The 15,890-nt window shown below is 59.4% G+C and carries 16 protein-coding genes and 2 pseudogenes; 6 read left to right on the top strand and 12 right to left on the bottom strand.

Features of this window, described 5'->3' with window-relative positions:
- Positions 1–5 precede the first annotated feature (5 nt).
- The 3 genes from ACSQ3G_RS30030 to ACSQ3G_RS30020 all read right to left on the bottom strand — a co-directional run bounded on the left by ACSQ3G_RS30030 (position 6) and on the right by ACSQ3G_RS30020 (position 2,877).
- On the bottom strand, positions 6–1,175 hold the full coding sequence (locus ACSQ3G_RS30030) for an ABC transporter substrate-binding protein (protein ID WP_436112911.1): 1,170 nt from the start codon (positions 1,173–1,175) through the stop codon (positions 6–8).
- Between the two features lie 163 nt (positions 1,176–1,338).
- On the bottom strand, positions 1,339–1,659 hold the full coding sequence (locus ACSQ3G_RS30025; RefSeq protein WP_436112910.1) for a 2Fe-2S iron-sulfur cluster-binding protein: 321 nt from the start codon (positions 1,657–1,659) through the stop codon (positions 1,339–1,341).
- A 21-nt stretch (positions 1,660–1,680) separates the two neighbouring features.
- Positions 1,681–2,877, bottom strand: a complete 1,197-nt coding sequence (locus tag ACSQ3G_RS30020; protein WP_436112909.1) for a cytochrome P450 — start codon at positions 2,875–2,877, stop codon at positions 1,681–1,683.
- Between the two features lie 140 nt (positions 2,878–3,017).
- Here ACSQ3G_RS30020 and ACSQ3G_RS30015 point away from each other — a divergent pair, with 140 nt between their 5' ends.
- Positions 3,018–3,938 (top strand): LysR family transcriptional regulator, encoded by a 921-nt coding sequence (locus tag ACSQ3G_RS30015; protein WP_436112908.1) that lies wholly within the window; start codon positions 3,018–3,020, stop codon positions 3,936–3,938.
- 535 nt (positions 3,939–4,473) lie between these two features.
- On the opposite strand, the gene ACSQ3G_RS30010 is transcribed toward ACSQ3G_RS30015, so the two are convergent.
- From ACSQ3G_RS30010 to ACSQ3G_RS29995, 4 genes are all read right to left on the bottom strand, one after another.
- Positions 4,474–4,800 carry a MoaF-related domain-containing protein gene (locus ACSQ3G_RS30010; RefSeq protein ID WP_436112907.1) on the bottom strand — a complete coding sequence of 109 codons (327 nt, stop codon included), beginning with the start codon at positions 4,798–4,800 and terminating at the stop codon, positions 4,474–4,476.
- A 272-nt stretch (positions 4,801–5,072) separates the two neighbouring features.
- On the bottom strand, positions 5,073–5,684 hold the full coding sequence (locus ACSQ3G_RS30005) for an NAD(P)-dependent oxidoreductase (protein WP_436112906.1): 612 nt from the start codon (positions 5,682–5,684) through the stop codon (positions 5,073–5,075).
- 37 nt (positions 5,685–5,721) lie between these two features.
- Positions 5,722–6,612, bottom strand: coding sequence for an MBL fold metallo-hydrolase (locus ACSQ3G_RS30000; protein ID WP_436112905.1), 891 nt, complete (start codon positions 6,610–6,612; stop codon positions 5,722–5,724).
- A 25-nt stretch (positions 6,613–6,637) separates the two neighbouring features.
- Positions 6,638–7,279, bottom strand: a complete 642-nt coding sequence (locus tag ACSQ3G_RS29995; RefSeq protein WP_436112904.1) for a DsbA family protein — start codon at positions 7,277–7,279, stop codon at positions 6,638–6,640.
- Positions 7,280–7,379: 100 nt separating this feature from the next.
- Here ACSQ3G_RS29995 and ACSQ3G_RS29990 point away from each other — a divergent pair, with 100 nt between their 5' ends.
- Positions 7,380–8,291, top strand: a complete 912-nt coding sequence (locus tag ACSQ3G_RS29990) for a LysR family transcriptional regulator (protein WP_436112903.1) — start codon at positions 7,380–7,382, stop codon at positions 8,289–8,291.
- 45 nt (positions 8,292–8,336) lie between these two features.
- Positions 8,337–8,584, top strand: a pseudogene (locus ACSQ3G_RS29985) (arginase family protein); the annotation flags it as partial.
- Positions 8,585–8,768: 184 nt separating this feature from the next.
- Here the strand turns inward: ACSQ3G_RS29985 and ACSQ3G_RS29980 are convergent.
- The 5 genes from ACSQ3G_RS29980 to ACSQ3G_RS29960 all read right to left on the bottom strand — a co-directional run bounded on the left by ACSQ3G_RS29980 (position 8,769) and on the right by ACSQ3G_RS29960 (position 13,599).
- Complete coding sequence (locus ACSQ3G_RS29980) at positions 8,769–9,578, bottom strand: ABC transporter permease (protein WP_436112902.1); 810 nt, start codon at positions 9,576–9,578, stop codon at positions 8,769–8,771.
- A 9-nt stretch (positions 9,579–9,587) separates the two neighbouring features.
- A complete protein-coding gene (locus ACSQ3G_RS29975) occupies positions 9,588–10,793 on the bottom strand; it encodes an ABC transporter permease (RefSeq protein WP_436112901.1) in 1,206 nt (401 codons plus the stop codon).
- Between the two features lie 269 nt (positions 10,794–11,062).
- Entirely contained in the window at positions 11,063–12,148 is a 1,086-nt protein-coding gene (locus ACSQ3G_RS29970) for an ABC transporter ATP-binding protein (protein WP_436112900.1), read from the bottom strand.
- A gap of 144 nt (positions 12,149–12,292) precedes the next feature.
- On the bottom strand, positions 12,293–12,676 hold the full coding sequence (locus ACSQ3G_RS29965; protein WP_436112899.1) for a carboxymuconolactone decarboxylase family protein: 384 nt from the start codon (positions 12,674–12,676) through the stop codon (positions 12,293–12,295).
- Positions 12,676–13,599: a fumarylacetoacetate hydrolase family protein gene (locus ACSQ3G_RS29960; protein WP_436112898.1), complete on the bottom strand. Its 924-nt coding sequence runs from the start codon at positions 13,597–13,599 to the stop codon at positions 12,676–12,678. Before ACSQ3G_RS29960 ends, ACSQ3G_RS29965 begins: the two co-directional genes overlap by 1 nt.
- 178 nt (positions 13,600–13,777) lie before the next feature.
- Here ACSQ3G_RS29960 and ACSQ3G_RS29955 point away from each other — a divergent pair, with 178 nt between their 5' ends.
- The 3 genes and pseudogenes from ACSQ3G_RS29955 to ACSQ3G_RS29945 all read left to right on the top strand — a co-directional run bounded on the left by ACSQ3G_RS29955 (position 13,778) and on the right by ACSQ3G_RS29945 (position 15,880).
- Positions 13,778–14,482: an IclR family transcriptional regulator gene (locus tag ACSQ3G_RS29955; protein WP_436112897.1), complete on the top strand. Its 705-nt coding sequence runs from the start codon at positions 13,778–13,780 to the stop codon at positions 14,480–14,482.
- A 4-nt stretch (positions 14,483–14,486) separates the two neighbouring features.
- Positions 14,487–14,636 (top strand): annotated as a pseudogene (locus ACSQ3G_RS29950) (2Fe-2S iron-sulfur cluster-binding protein); the annotation flags it as partial.
- A 14-nt stretch (positions 14,637–14,650) separates the two neighbouring features.
- Positions 14,651–15,880: a molybdopterin cofactor-binding domain-containing protein gene (locus ACSQ3G_RS29945; protein ID WP_436112896.1), complete on the top strand. Its 1,230-nt coding sequence runs from the start codon at positions 14,651–14,653 to the stop codon at positions 15,878–15,880.
- Positions 15,881–15,890: the final 10 nt, after the last annotated feature.

Genomic DNA, 15,890 nt, shown 5'->3' with positions numbered 1-15,890 from the left:
TCGGTTCACTCGGCTTTGAGGGGGATATAAACCCATTTGCCGTTCTTGATCCGCACAAGCGTCTCGGCCCTGAGATCGGTGCCATTGTGGTTCGTCTTCGACAGGTTGAACACTCCCTGTGAGCCGACTAACTCCTTGGTTTCCTCGATAGCGTCGCGCAGCGCCGTGCGGAATTCAGGCGTGCCGGGTCTGGCCTTTTCCAGCGCAAACGGTACGGCATTGGCGGTAATCAGGAACGCGTCCCAGATCGTCGCGCCGAAGAGCGATCGGCTCTCGGGACCGTACTTGCCTTCGTAGGCGGTCACGTATTTCAGCGCCTCTGCCTTAATCGGATTGTCTGCGGGCAGTTGTTCGGCGATGAGGGCAGGCGGAACGGCAAACATCACGCCTTCGAGCCCAGCCTTGCCGACGCGCAGCACGTCGGGATTAGCCATTCCCTGGTTCATGTAGATCGGGCCGTCAAAGCCGACATTGCGTAGCTCGAGTATGGGTGCAACGCCCGGAGTGCCGGACGCGCCGATGATGACGGCATCGGGAGCCGCGCTCAGAACGGCAAGCGCCTGCGCGGTGACGCTCGTGTCCTTCGAATTGAAGCGCTCGTCGGCGACCACTTCCAGGCCCCTCTTTACCGCGACCTTCTTAAAAGCGCCGATGAAACTGTCGCCGAATGCGTCGTTGAAGCCGATAAAGGCGATCTTCTTGCCGTTGTCGTTCTCGATCTGCTTGAATACATAGGCGGCCATCGTCGGCTCTTCCGGCGTGATCTTAAAGGCCCATTTCTTGTTGCCTTCGACCGGGCTCGCGATCACGGCTGAGCCCGCAGCGGAGATCATGGCCGTCTGGTTGACGGCAACCGCTTCGATGACAGCAAGCGACGTCGGGGTGATCGAAGGCCCGAGGATGATGTCGACCTTGCCCTCGTCCATCAGCTTTTTGGCAGCGCGAACCGCCGCCGAGGGATCGCTGGCATCATCGAGGATGATGTAGCTGACATCCTCGTCGCCGATCTTCTTCGGCAGGATGTCGAGTGTGTTCTTCTCAGGAATACCGAGTGAGGCAGCTGGTCCGGTCAGCGATAGAATAGCCCCGATCTTGATTTCAGCCGACGCGGCCGTGGCAGTAAGGAGCGTGAATGCCAGCACGCCGGCACGATGGGTGAAACACGAAAAACGCATGAAAATCCTCCCGAAATGCGTCCATGGATTGTGAGGCCGGTAGCCCCGTTTTTAATTCGCGAAATGCCTAGCACCAGTATCTCCCCCGCGGGGCTAGCATTCGCTTCATTTACTTAACATGTTCATTTTCTACCGATGTGTCAACGACGGAAGCGGGCGTGGCTCAAACTTGCCGGTCGGGAAGCCGAAGCACGACGGTCTGATCGCCGTCGTCCGCGACGATCTGACAGCTCAGGCGCGAGCAGCTGTCACGGTCGCTCGCAGTACAATCCAGCATGTCGCTTTCGATGTCGCTGACGGGAGGCAGGGTGTCGGCGCCCTCCTCCACATAGACGTGGCATGTGGCGCACATCGCCGAACCGCCGCACTCTCCGATGATGCCAGGCACCTGATTGAGGATGGCCGCCTGCATGGCATTAAGGCCTTTTTTCGCATCGACAATGCGTTCTGACCCGTCAGGAAGACGGTAGGTGAAGATAGTCATGGCGATGTCCTTTATCCGGTCTCAGTCGTCCCAGGCGACGGGCAGGTGAACCGGCCCGCGGAAAACCCAGCCTGCCCATTGCGGCGTGCCGTTGAGCCGAAGATTCCTGAGACGGGAAAACAGCGTCGGCAGCGCGACTTCGCCGACCTGAACGCGCGCGGCCCAGGTGCCGAGACAGAAATGCGGTCCGCCACCAAATGCGATATGGGGTCTTTTCTCGCGATTGATATCGAACCGTTCGGCGTGGTCGAACACGGATTCGTCGCGGTTGCCCGAAGCGAGCACGACACCGAGGCGGGCTCCCTGAGGGAGCGTGACTCCGGCGATCTCGGTCTTGCAAGTCGTCTGGCGCGGATACATGCCGATCGGTGACACCCAACGAACGGCCTCCTCGAAGACTGATCGCCAGAGCGTCGGATCAGCTTCGACATCGGCGCGTTGCTCCGGATTCTCGAGCAGTCCGATGGCACCAGTGAGGATCGCGTCGCGTGGTTCGTTGAGGCCGCCGCCGATGATGACCTTGACGTTGGGAGCAATCTCTTCCGGGGTCAGCGGATCGACCGCGTGCAGCATCGCAGAGATGATGCTGTTGTCGGGCTTCTCTTTTAAACGTGGTATCATTTCGGCAAGCGCAGCATCGACGCCGGCCGAAGCTGCTTCCGAGCGGCGCCAGACTTCCGGGTCGTCCGCATAATTTCCGGTGCCGTCCATCATGGCCTGGGACCACATGGCGAGATCCTGCCAAGGCACGTTGGGCAGCCCAAGCAGAGCGCCGAGACAGCGCGAGGCGCAGGGTGCGGCGAAGGAATGGAAAAGATCACCCTGGCCGTCGGCGACAATGTCGTCGATGAGGTCGTTGACAATAGCCTTGAACACCGGCACCCAGTGGTTCTTCACGACGCCGGGCCGAAGGGCGGGTTCCGCGGCCATCCGCTCGCGCTTATGGGCCACGCCGTCCTTGCGCAGCATGCTATGGCCCATCACCCGTTTCATCAATGATTTCGCCTCGTCTGCGCTGAAGATCTCCGGATTGCGTTCGAGATAGACGATGTCCTCGTACCGCGTGACCAAATAGCGGTTGGCTGCTGGAACGAAGCTAATCGGCTCCTCCGCACGCAGGCGTTGGTATGTCGGATATGGGTCGACGTGCAGGTCAGTCAGCCGGACCTGTTCGCCGAGCGTCTGGCCCGATGATGCAATTGTGGGATGGATATTCATTTTATCTCCTCAAGATGGCGCGCAAACCTCCCGCGCGGCGGTCTCCTCTCAAAGCCATGCATCAAGTCTTGCGTGTTGCAGATGAATTGTAAAACAGATATCTCCAACCAAATTTATCGGAGAATCCAGGGAATGGTCGCGTGACGATACCGCGTTTCACCCTCCGGCAACTTGGCTATTTCCTCGCCGTAGCCGAGCAGCGCACGATATCGGCGGCGGCCGATCGGCTCAACATCTCGCAAGGCGCGCTGACGGAAGCGATCGGCGAACTGGAGAATCAGCTCTCCGTTCAGCTTTTCGTTAGGCGCCGGGCACATGGCGTTGTGCTGACGGTGGAGGGCCGCGACCTTCTTGCCTATGCCCGAGCAACCTTGTCGTCTGCCGAGGACCTGCAGACGGCCGTCAAGGATAGACAGGTGGGTCTTTCGGGACGGATGGTGATCGGCTGCTACATGACGCTGGCGCCCTTTCTGTTACCCAGACTCGTTTCCGCCTTCCAGAGTCAGCATCCCAGCGCCGTACTGGACCTCTTCCAGGACTCTGGAGAGGCGATTGCCGAACGTCTTCATCTCGGTGAGTGCGATCTCGCGATTCTCTACGACTACAGCACCACACCCGACATGATCTGCGACGAACTCTACTGGGTGCAGCCGCGGGTGGTCCTACCGGCGGATCACAAGCTGGCGGATAAGGACGAGGTCGAACTCAAGGATCTGGAGGATGAAACCAACGTCCTGTTCGACGTCGAGCCCGCGCTAAGCAATACACAGCAGATTCTCCGGCAGCTCGGCACCACGGCGAAATATCAAATGAGGGCCAGAAGCATCGAACTCGTGCGTGCGATGGTCGGCCACGGGCTAGGCTACGCGATCCTCTTGCATCACCCGCCGACCCATCTGAGCTACGAGGGCAAGCCACTTGTGGTCAAGCCCATCGCCAGACTGAATGTCCGCTACAAGGTGATGATGGCACGCTCCCGGAATCTCAGGTCTTCGCGCAGAGGTGATAGGCTCCGGGACTTCTGCCTCAGCGTTCTACGACAAACTCGTCCTTCCGGGTAGACGACGGTCGCGGCGACGCAATTGCAATGCCAGCGGATCCTTTTGATCGCTGGTGGGGTTCTCGGATGGCAGAGGTAAGCTTCGCAACGTTCATGAGCGACAGCCACGGGCTCGACTAAAACATTGCCCTCGCGGGATGCTGACCAGGCTCAATGTTCGTACAAGTCGATGGTTACGGCAAAGAGCCTGGCACCTCCGAGACACTGCACGTTGAGTGAACGTGGAAGCCGCACCAGCGAAAAACTACTCGTCGGCGGAGAGCAAGGAGGGAGCTTTTTCTGACTCAAGCTGGCGGCCAACTCGCCCGCCGCGCTCAAGAAGGCCTCAGTAGATGTCAGGCGCGGGCGCAAGGGCCTGGAGTTCCATTTCGCGCCCAGACCGCTAGTCGGCCCAGCTCGATCGAGACCAAATCGCGGTCCCGCGAGTCAGTGCTTGGCCGCCGCATCCCGGGCGTCGATAGCCTCGTTGCCCAGGTAGCTACCAGGCGAATCCCGCATTGGATGGAAGTGGCCGAGCAGCGTCTTCTTATTTCAGTTTATTCGGCCAATCGGGTCCAATGTCCTTTCAGAGTCAAGAACTTGCGATCGGCCAATGTGATTGCGGCATGCACGACCGAATTCTCGAAGTCTTCGACATGAGTTACGGTGATGCCGTCGGCCTCTTTCCACGTCACCATGAACACGCCAGTGCGAATAAACGTGGCGCGGTAGGTTTCACTCTTCGCTTCGGCGTTGAAATCCGTGGCGGCGAACGGCGCCCAGCGAAGTGAATTGCCCTCGGAGGCGAAGGCGACGCGAAAAACGAGGTCGCCGTAGTCAGCTTTGTAGACATGGCCGAGGGCGGGAAAGGTCTTGTCAGTCATCTGTTTTCTCACAGTCGAATCTTTTGGCACTGCTCTGCAAGCGGCTCCAAGGCCGCAATGTAGGCTATGCACGCGGTCCGTGTTCGTCGCGGCATTCGCAAGAAGGCATCGTCTTGGTCGTCAGCCAATAAGGGAGCAAGTGATCCATGATTATCAGCATCATTTGCTCCCTGGCGGACGCCTTCATATTTCAAGATTGGTGATCGGCCTCGGAATGTATCTCGTTTGGTCAGTGATACGACGACGCGACACGCCTGCTCGACACCACTCTGTCAGTAGCCGACTGTGAAGCGCTGTTTCACATGCTGGGGGCGTTCGATTTCGTCCACGAGGGCGATCGCGTAGTCTTCGAAAGAAATGCTGCTACCGTTTTCATTGTTGATGAGTTGGTCGCGGCCGAGGCGGAATTTGCCGGTCCGCTCGCCGGGAACGAACATGGCGGACGGCGACAAAAACGTCCAATCGAGGTCATCGACCGTCTTCAAGAGATCGAGGAAGTCGGCGCCCTTCGACGCTTCAGCCTTGTAGGCGGCGGGAAAGTTCGGCGTCGTGACCAGCCGGATGCCCGGCGCGATTTCGAGGCTGCCGGCTCCGCCGACGACGACGTAGCGTTTAACGCCGGAACTCCTCACCGCGTCGATCAAGATCTCAGGGTCGCTTGCCGTGAAATGGACCGCGCTGATAACGGCGTCATGCCCGCTGATGAGTTCTGCCAGGCAAGCCTTGTCGAAAACGTCACCCTTGACCGCGGTAACGCCCGGAAGTGCGGGGATTTTCTCGGGATTGCGGGCGATGGCCGTCACCGTATGACCGCGGTCGGAGAGTTCCTTTAGAATGCGCGAGCCGGCATTGCCGGAGGCGCCGATGAGAGCGATGATTGCCATCGAATATTCCTTTCTTGTTTAACTTTGGTGGAACCGTTCAGCCCCATTTCATCTCGCCTTTTGCGACCTTGGCGCCGAGTTCCAACGAGCCGGCATCCTTGAGGTCCGGATAGCGCTTGGTTATCGCGACGATCAGCGCTGCGCTGTCCTTGGCCTTGGCCGCTTCCTCATCAAATACGCGGAGGTAGTCGCGGGTGAACTCGACGGCCGCTAGCCCTTGAGGAGCGCCTTCGGCCTGATGGCCCGGAAGCACGATTTTCGGGTTACGTGCGGCAATGGCGTCCAGCGCTTTGATCCAGGCGGCACGCTTTTCCGGCGTCGCCTCGTCGGCAACCCAGACATGGATGCCTGAGTAGACAAGCACGCCGCCGAAAACGGCCTCGAGTGCGGGCACCCAGAGATAGTGGCGGTCATGCATGTCAGGTACATCGATAATGTCGATGCTGTTGCCCTCGAGATCGACCGAGCTTGCATCCGAGGCCGTGGGGATGACGACATGGGCAAGCGCCTGCGGGCCGTTCTCCTTCAACTGCGGACCCCAGACTGCGAGCTTACCCTCGACATTGCCCTTGATCGCGTCGACGGTCGCCGGCTTGGCGATGACTTTTGCGTCCGGGAAAGCCTCGACGACGGGACGGAGGCCGAAATAATAGTCCGGGTCGTTGCAGGTTACATAAATGGTAGTCAGGGTCTTGCCGGTCTTGCGGATGGCGTCGGCGAGTATGCGACCATCCAAGAGCGTAAAGCCGCCGTCTATGAGGATGGCTTCCTTGGCGCCGGTCAGCAGCACGGGTGCGCGGCGAAAGCCTGCCTCATCTGCCTGGAAAGAAGTCCATTCGATCGGCCTCGCCGCGGCGCGGGCGAACCGGGCAGAGGCGAACGTTGCGGCTGCGATGGAGAGCTTGAGGGTGGCGCGTCTTGTGATCATGGATTTTCCTCGGTTGGGAGAAATTTCAAGCTGCTTCGAGATGAGGCATCAGGTTGCCGTAACTGCCGAAGAGCGCGCTCGAATTCAGGAGATGCGGCCCGGCTCCGGATTCGACAACCAGCACGGGAACGCCGTCCGCACGCGCCTGCCGGAACAGGTGCTGCGCCTTGCCGACAAGCGCCCGGTTGGCCTCGAAGACAGCCTCGGAGGGCTCCCGCAGTAGGTCCGCCGTCGATGTCATGTCTGCCTGATCGAGGAGTTCGATGAGAACGGCGGGGCTCGTGACGTCGAGCCCATCCACATAGCGGGCATGCTGGATGATCTTCAGCGCGTCGAAACGCAAATTCGCATCGTCCAGTCCAGCCGCGGTGATGGCCAGTGTGGCGGCACTTGAGTCGAGCAGCGAATTTGGCCGGTTCAGCACATTTGCACGATACTCCGCCGAAAACGGTTGGCCGCTGAGTCGGTGGATCCGTTGATCATTGGTCCAGGCATAGGCAGCGAAAGCCGCATCCATCGGTCGTGCACCGTATCCCGAAAACAGACCGGTCGCCAAGGCTTCGACACGGAAGCCGTCAATACGAAGACGTTCGAGCACGGGAGCCGCGCCGTAGCACCAGCCGCACAATGGATCGAAGAGATAGATGATAGAACCGGTCTGCGCCATCCGGCACTCCTTGATTGGAACGGATACACATTGTCAGGGCTTGCAAAGGAGATAAATGTCGGCCAATCGTACAGACTGTCTGATCTGATAAGACAAATGAATGAGCGATCTTCTCAACCTCAATCGGTTGGTTTTTTTTACGTCTGTCGTCGAAAGTGGCTCCTTTACCGCCGCCGCCGAGCGGCTTGGCGTGGCCAAGGCCGTCATTAGCCATCAGGTCGGAAAACTAGAACAGGAGCTAGGGGTGACGCTCCTGGCGCGGACGACGCGCCGGCTGCACACCACAGAAGAAGGGCGGCGCTTTTATGATCGTTGCGCCCTCATTCTCCGGGAGGCGGAGGCAGCTTATGGAGAGATGTCGCATCTCACCAACGAGCCTTCAGGAACCCTGACGCTGACGGCGCCGCTTGACTACGGTTCAACCATGGTAGCGCCGGTGATCGCCGCCTATCTCAAGCAGTTTCCGCAGATGTGCGTCGACATTGTGTTCGACGACGATATCATCGATCTCGTGAGCGGCCAGTTCGACCTTGCCATCCGGGTCGGCTGGTTGACGGATACCAGCAACCAGGCACGGCGTCTCGGGACTTTCGAACAATATCTCGTCGCCGCGCCCGCGCTCGCGTTGACCTTCCCTCAATGCTCGACGCCAGTTGACGTGGGGCTCCTGCCTTGGATCGAGAATGCGGTTCTACGTCATCCTCTCCGCTGGATGTTTTCGCGCACTGGTTATGAGACCGAGATCATTGAAGCGCGGTCCGCAATTCGGACCGACAAGACCCCTACCGCCTACGCCTGCGTTCTTGCCGGCGCCGGCGTATCCGTGTTTCCGGACTACATGCTGGGAGATGACATTGCCACCGGACGGCTGGTGCGGTTGGTGCCTGAATGGACACTGCCGCCCGGTGGGATCCATGCGGTATTCCCGGCAGCACGCTTCCGGCCGGCAAAGGTGCAACGATTCATCGAGATGATGCTGGCCGCGGAGCGAAAAAGAGCCAGTGGATTGTGACGCGCGCTTCTCAGCAATGCTACTCTCATCCGATTTCCGGCCAGTTTCCGGGGAGTACTCGGCGGCGATTGCACGATCGTGCTGGGCTCGATGCTCGCGTTTCGGCGACGTGACCGCTACGGCCTGTTCTTCATCGGCGGCAACGCCGATTTCTTCCAACCCGAGGCGGAACCCAACGGTGAGGGCGCCTCAATGGACCTTACCTGGTCAACGGCTACGGTCCATCGCACCTGACCGACATTGAAGGTCGGTTCTCTGGTCCTCGTGTTCGCCTATCGCGATCATACCGTGATCGATGCCGTTACGAGCCCCCGACAATTTGTCGACCTCCTCTCCGTCGCCTTCGCCCGAACTTCTTTAGAAACGGCGGGCTGGAAGGCAGGTTGCGAGACGCCGCAGCGTCCATGGCACTGGAAGGTTGACAGTTTTCCGCCAGCACCCCTTATGCCGCTAACAAAAGATCTGTGGCCAGAGAACCTATTCGTCTTTGTCGACCAGCCTGTTGCCACGCTGCTGAAGGGCAGTGAAAACCAGAAGCAGGATGACCGAAAGTGTAATCAGCAGCGTTGCCACGGCCATGACCGTCGGGTCGAGGTTCTCGCGCGTGCCGCTTAGCAGCGCGCGTGGCAGAGTGCGCTGTTCAGGGCCGGTGAGCAGGATCGCCACCACCACCTCGTCAAAGGACGTGGTGAAGGCGAAGATTGCGCCCGAAACGATACCGGGCATGATCAATGGCATGGTCACGCGCCGGAATGTCGTCAACCCGTCGGCGCCAAGGCTGGCGGATGCCCGCAACAAGACCCGGTCAAGCTGGCTCAGCGCGGCGCTGACGGTGATCACGACAAAAGGCACGGCAAGGGCTGTATGGGCGAGCACCAGTCCACTCAGGCTGTTGGCGAGGCCAAGCCGCGCGAAGAGGAAATAGATGCCGACGGCGGTAATCACGGTCGGAACGACCATCGGTGACATGATGCTCGCGATGAGGAAAGATTTGCCGCGAAAGCTGGAGACGGACAGCCCGAGCGCTGCCAGCGTGCCGAGCGGCGTGGCGATGCAGACGGTAGCGATCCCGACGATCAGGCTGTTTTTGATGGCGATCCACCAACGCGGGTCGCCGAAGAACTTGGCGTACCATTTGAGCGAGAAGCCTTCCAACGGATAGGCGAGAATGCTCGACGTGTTGAAGGAAAGCGGGATGATCGCGATGATCGGTGCGATCAGGAAAAGCAAGACGATGAAGCCAAATGCCTTGCCCGCCAGTTTCCACCAATATGTGCTGTCGGTCATGACGGGTTCCTATCCCAATCCGATGCGCTGGACGCCGACCAGCCGGATATAGGCCGCATAGAGCAGGAAAGTCGCTGCCAGCAGCACCGAGCCGAGCGCGGCAGCCAGGCCCCAGTTGACGGTCTGGGTGGTGTTGAACGCGATGTAGTAGGGCAGCAACTGATCGCCCGCACCGCCGAGAAGCAAGGGGGTGATATAGTAGCCGAGCGAAAGAATGAAGACGAGAAGTCCACCGGCGGAAATGCCCGGGAGAATTTGAGGCAAGTAGACGGAGAAGAAGGTTCTGATTGGGCCGGCGCCAAGCGAGTTCGCCGCCAGCGTCTGATTTTTGGGAACGTTGCGCATCGCGCCGAGGATCGGCAGGACGGCATAGGGCAGGAGAATATGGGTGAGCGCGATCAACACACCCGTCCGATTGTAGATCAGCTCCAGCGGCTGTCCGATCAGGCCGATGTTGATGAGCAGCGTGTTGATGAGCCCATTTTTCTGCAGAATCACCATCCAGGCGGCAGAGCGCACCAGAACGGAGGTCCACAGGGGCAGCAGCAGGACGATCATCAGCAAACTGGACACGCCGGCACCGGTCGACATCAATAGAAGTGCGGCAGGGAGGGCAAGGACGATGCAGATGACCGTGACGGTCAAGGCAATGGTAAAAGTGCGAACCAAGACATCGACATAGAGGCGGCCTTCATCGCGCGCCGCGTGGATTCGACCAGCGGGGTCACGGCGCAAGTCGAAGGCAGAGAGCAGGTAGAAATCACTCCAGGGTCCCCGTGCCCGGGCAATTGCCTGCCAAATCTCGGGCCTGCCCCAAGCCGGGTCGATGACGTGAAGTTCGGTCGCCCAGTCGGCTCCCGTGCCGGCTGTTTCCGGCAGGCCACGCGCTGTCGCTGTGATAACGGTCCGTAGCGAGGGAGTATCGTAGTTGAGCCGCCTTGCGACGACCCCTGCGGTGCGTGTCTTCTTGGCGACCATCAAATCCAATGCAACCGCATCGTAGGCAGCCGGTGCCGGAAGGCCGTTTCCGTCCCATTGCTTTATCGCCTCCGCTGTCAAAGGCATGACGCTGGACAGGTCTCTGTCCTCCACCGACAGCCGTAACATCCCGGCCAGCGGCACGAAAAACACTGCCAGCAAAAACAGAACAAGCGGCAGGACGAGAAGGAGGCCTGCAGCCTTGATGGAAATCCCAGTCGTCGTCGTCTCGCTCATGGCATCGGCTGCTTTTGTTGCAAGGGAATGGCCGCAAGACAGCTCCGGATAAGGAGGATCTTTGGCGCATGGAAGCCCCGGGCTCTGGATGTACTAGGGGCCCACATCTACTGCGCCGCCCAGGTCACGCGCGACCACCATCCCAGGTATGGCAAGTGCGGCCACCAGTGAGGCCAGATGAAATATTTTTTCACGGCGGCATTCCCCTTGTTTTCTGGTTCATTTTCACACTTGAGATCGCACGGCACCGGTACCGGTTGTCGCCATGCCTATTGCTTCGGCAGGACCCGGCAGGCGTCGGCCGAGAGTTCGATGTCGATCCGCTCTCCTTGCGCGATCGGTTTTTCGTCGCTAGCACTCGTCTTGAAGACCAGCCGGCCGATGCCGTCGGCCTCGACAAGAATGCGCCTCTGGTCGCCAAGATAGACGATGTCTATGACGGCGGCGGAGAGGTGCTGGCCGGCATCCGCTGAGGCACGGCGAATGTTTTCTGGTCGGACGCTGATGATGATTTCGTCGCCGGACCTGCACGAAGTCTGGGAGCGAGCCCGCAACAGGCCTCCGCCTGAAAAGCGGATAGCAACCTCATCGCCGTCCTTGGCTTCAATGCGGCCCGACAGCATGTTGTTTTCGCCGATGAAGGAGGCGACGAACGGTGTCGCAGGCCGTTCATAGAGAGCTTGCGGTGTGTCGATCTGCTCGATCCGCCCCTTGTTGAATACGGCGACACGATCGGAGAGCGTCAGGGCCTCGGATTGATCGTGGGTGACGAAAACCATGGTCGTGCCGAGGTCGCGGTGGAGCGTCTTTAGTTCCGCCTGCAAGTGCTCGCGTAGATTTTTGTCGAGCGCGCCGAGCGGTTCGTCAAGAACGATCAGGCGCGGCTTGAAGATGATGGCGCGGGCAAGTGCCACGCGCTGTTGCTGTCCACCGGAAAGCTGCACCGGCTTTCGGTCGCCCAACCCCCCCAGATGCACCATGGCCAGCGCGGCGTCCACCCTGCTTCGAATTTCTGTGGCGTCTACCCGGCGTACACTGAGCGGAAATGCCAGGTTTTCACGCACCGACATGTGAGGGAAGAGCGCATAATTCTGGAAGACGACGCCAATGTTGCGCTTATGAGCCGGCAACCCCTCGATACGGCGGCCATCCATCTCGATTGTGCCTTCGCTCGGCGTTTCGAACCCGGCCAGCATCATCAGCGTCGTGGTCTTGCCCGATCCCGACGGGCCAAGAAACGTGATGAACTCCCCCGGAACAATATCGAGATCGATCCCGTCGATGGCCTTGTAGATTCCATAGTTTTTGGAGACCCCGCTAAAGCGGACGATCTGGTTCGCCGTTGCAAGCGCCATCAGTGCGACCTCAGGCCCACGGCGGGCCACGCGGACAACCGGGCTTCCGTAGGATGAACTCTGGCTTTATGCATTTGCATAGGTGGTTCCCTTTGGGTTGAGCTGCTGGAATCCGTCTGCCTTCCGGTGTTCGGCGTCAGACGATCAACCGGCGGCCTCGATTTCGGCAAAGACTTCGCGTGCGAGACGAAATGCCTCCACACCGGCCGGTATGCCGGCATAGATGGCAAGCTGGATCAGTGCGTCCTTGATTTCATCCCGGCTGCAGCCGTTCGTCAACGCGCCTTTCAGGTGCAGCTTGAACTCCGTGCTTCGGTTGAGTGTCCCGAGCATGACCAGGTTCAGCAGGCTTTTGTCGCGCAGACTGAGCGCAGTGCGCCCCCAGCCGGCGCCCCAGCAATATTCCGTGACGAGATTCTGGAAGTCGAGGTTGAAGTCATCGGCCGCGCTTAGCGATTTCTCGACATAGGACGCGCCCAGCACAGCCTTGCGAATGTCGAGGCCCCGTTCAAAGACGTCCTGTCCCACTACGCAGTTCCTTCATCGATAACAGGATTCGACAATGTACCGATACCGGGGATTTCAACAGTGATCCGGTCTCCATGCTTCAAAAAAATCGGTGGTTTGCGTTTGAAACCGACACCGGCAGGTGTCCCCGTCGGGATCACGTCGCCGGCTTCCAGATCGATGAAGTCCGAGATGTGCTCGAGGATCGTCGGAATGTCGTAGATCATCGTTTCGGTGTTGGCGAATTGCATCACTTCGCCGTTCAGCGTCGTGCGGATGTCCAGCTTGTGCGGATCCGCAATCTCGTCGGCCGTGACGATAATCGGGCCGAAAGGTCCGGAGGCGCGGAAGTTCTTGCCCGCCGTGTATTGGGTAACCCGGAACTGATAGTCGCGCACGGTCACGTCGTTGAAAATGGAGTAGCCGAAGACGTAGTCCATGGCCTCTTCCTTTTTCAGGCGGCGACCATTGGTATTTTTGCCGATGATGATGGCCAGCTCACCTTCCCAATCGAGATGGCTGGAGACGGACGGCACGATGACCGGGCCGCCGTCAGCGACGAAGGTGTTGGCGAAGCGCGCGAAGATAATCGGAATCGGCGAGATGTCGAGGCCGGCTTCCTTGGCGTGCTCAGCGTAATTTCGTGCTATGCAGATGATCTTGGGCGGGCGGGCGATCGGCGGCAGCAACTTCACGTCCGAACGCAGCTTCGAGATCGTATCGTTCGCAACATGGTCCGCTTCGAAACGAGCAATTACTGCACGCGCCGATTCAGAGAAAACATCCGGCTTCTCGAAGAACGCCTCGATGCGCGAAGGGATGAGCTCGATCGCCCCGTCGCCTGCGGCGTAAAGTTCACTGCTGCGGGCAAGGTCGATCACATGATCGCCACAGAGGGCGCCAAAGCGTGGGGTGTCATTTTCATCGTAACTAACGAGTTTCATTTTCTATTCCGTTATATGAACATTTATGTTCGTATTTAGATCATATCGTGCGATATTCGTCAATGATCGGCTTGCTACAAAATCAGTGTCGGAGTAGTAGGCTTTTGGCCACCTCCGGCCAGAAACCGGTATGACCTAAGCAGCGGAATGTGCGGCTTGACCTTCACAGGAGTTGAAATTGGCGGAAATCTCATCGACGGGAGACCAGATGCTGACCGTTCTCGAAACGGTAGCGGGGCAAGGGCCCGTCAGCGCGTCCGACGTGGCGCGAATGTGCGCCATCAACCGCACGGTGGCCCATCGTCTGCTCGTGACGCTGGCGCAACGCGCTTATGTCCGCCGAAGTGACGAGGGCTATATCGTCGGGCCTGCCGTCTTCCGTCTTGCACGACAGACCGGCACGGATCTGCGCAGCGTCGCCAAACCCGTCATGCAGAGGCTGGCGGCGGAAATAGGCGAGACTGTCGTTCTGCACGGGCTGGACAATTGGGAGGCCGTCGTCATCGACCAGGCGGTCGGCCAGCGGCATCTGGTCCGCGTCGAACACAGTCCCGGTTCGCGCCACCCGCTCTACAAAGGAGCCAGCGGCTGGTCTATCCTGGCGTTCCAGGGCGAAAAGGCGATCACTCGCATCCTGAAAAAAACCGACGACCTGGTTGCGGCCCTGGCGCGGATCGAAACGACGAAGGCCGATGGCTGGTCCATTTCTCATGACGAACTGCAGATGGGCGTTCACGGGATCGCCGCGCCCCTTCTCGAAAGGAGCGGGCGTTGCGAAGCAAGCCTTGGCGTTCTTGTGCCAAGTACACGTGCCCATTTGCTTTTGTCCGTGCAAAAGCCACTCCTCGATGCGGCCGCAGAGATCGTGAAGGGCCTCAACTGAGTTCCGCAGTGCCCCGCTGATGTCAGCCGCCGCGTTGCTGAACGAAATGCCAAAACCCACCGACGACGAGATAAACAATGCAATGTCGGGCAACGTCTGTCGCTGCGGTACCTATCAGCGCGTTCGGGCCGCCATTAAGCGTGCAAGCGCGTAAAGGAAAAGCAGATCATGTCGAACTGTACTCACGGCCCGCAATTGAACCGCCGCCTCTTCCTGAAGGCAAGCATTGTCGTTGGCGGTGGTCTCGTCGTCAATCTGGCTCTTGGCCCAGACTTTTCTGTTGCGGCAGGCGCGGGCTTCGCTCCCAACGCATTCGTTCGCATCGACCGGAGAGGGCTTGTCACTCTGGTCATGCCGCAAGTGGAAATGGGTCAAGGAATCTACACCGCCCAAGCCATGCTGCTCGCTGAAGAGCTGGAAGTCGCACTTGATGATGTAAAGTTCGAACATGCGCCGCTTAAAGAGGCACTCTATGCTAATCCAATGCTCGGGCGTCAAATGACGGGCGGCTCCACTTCAATACGCGCGTTCTGGACACCCTTGCGCACCGCCGGTGCGAGGGGCCGCATCATGCTCATTCACGCCGCAGCAAACGAGTGGAAAGTAGACGCCGCAACGTGTCGGGCCGAAGATGGCTTCGTTATCGATGAGAGTGGAAAACGGAAGCGGGCTTATGGTGAGTTGGTCGATATTGCTGCGTCACTGCCTGTACCTCCACCGGAAACCGTAACGCTCAAATCTCCGAAGGACTTCAAACTCCTGGGAACCTCGGCGAAACGTCTGGACACACCAGGCAAAGTGGACGGATCGCTCAAGTATGGCATCGACGCATCCCCTGCCGGTACCAAAATCGCGGCGATCGCCATTTCGCCGGTTCTCGGTGGCAAGCCGAAGTCTGTCAATGAGCAGGCTGCGCTGGCGATCAAGGGCGTGCATCAGGTCGTGCAGACCGACAGCGCAGTAGCGGTCGTGGCGGATCACACCGGAGCTGCCAAAGGGCTTGAGGCGGCGGCGATCGAGTGGGACGACGGCCCGAACGCACACGTTTCCAGCTCCGATATCGTCGAGCATCTGGATCAGGAATCCCGCAAAGCCGGCGCCATTGCACGTAGCGAAGGCGATGTGATAGCGGCGCTGGCGAGTGCCGCGCAGCGGATCGACGCCGTTTATCAACTGCCTTTTCTTTCCCACGCCGCAATGGAGCCGATGAACTGCACGGTTCACGTGCCCAAGGATGCGTGCGAACTTTGGGTCGGAACTCAGAACCTTTCCGCAGCCAAAGAGGCCGCCGCCGCCGTCACCGGTCTCGCCCCCGAGAAGATCATAATCAACAATCATATAGTCGGCGGCGGCTTTGGCCGCCGCGGAATTGATGCCCAGGGAAACCCGGTCGCCTAGACGCATCGTG

The organism is Neorhizobium tomejilense (assembly GCF_964254135.1).
Taxonomy (GTDB): Bacteria; Pseudomonadota; Alphaproteobacteria; order Rhizobiales; family Rhizobiaceae; genus Neorhizobium; species Neorhizobium tomejilense.
The sequence above is the reverse complement of the archived record's forward strand: the minus strand, read 5'-3'. Positions and strand labels throughout refer to the sequence as shown.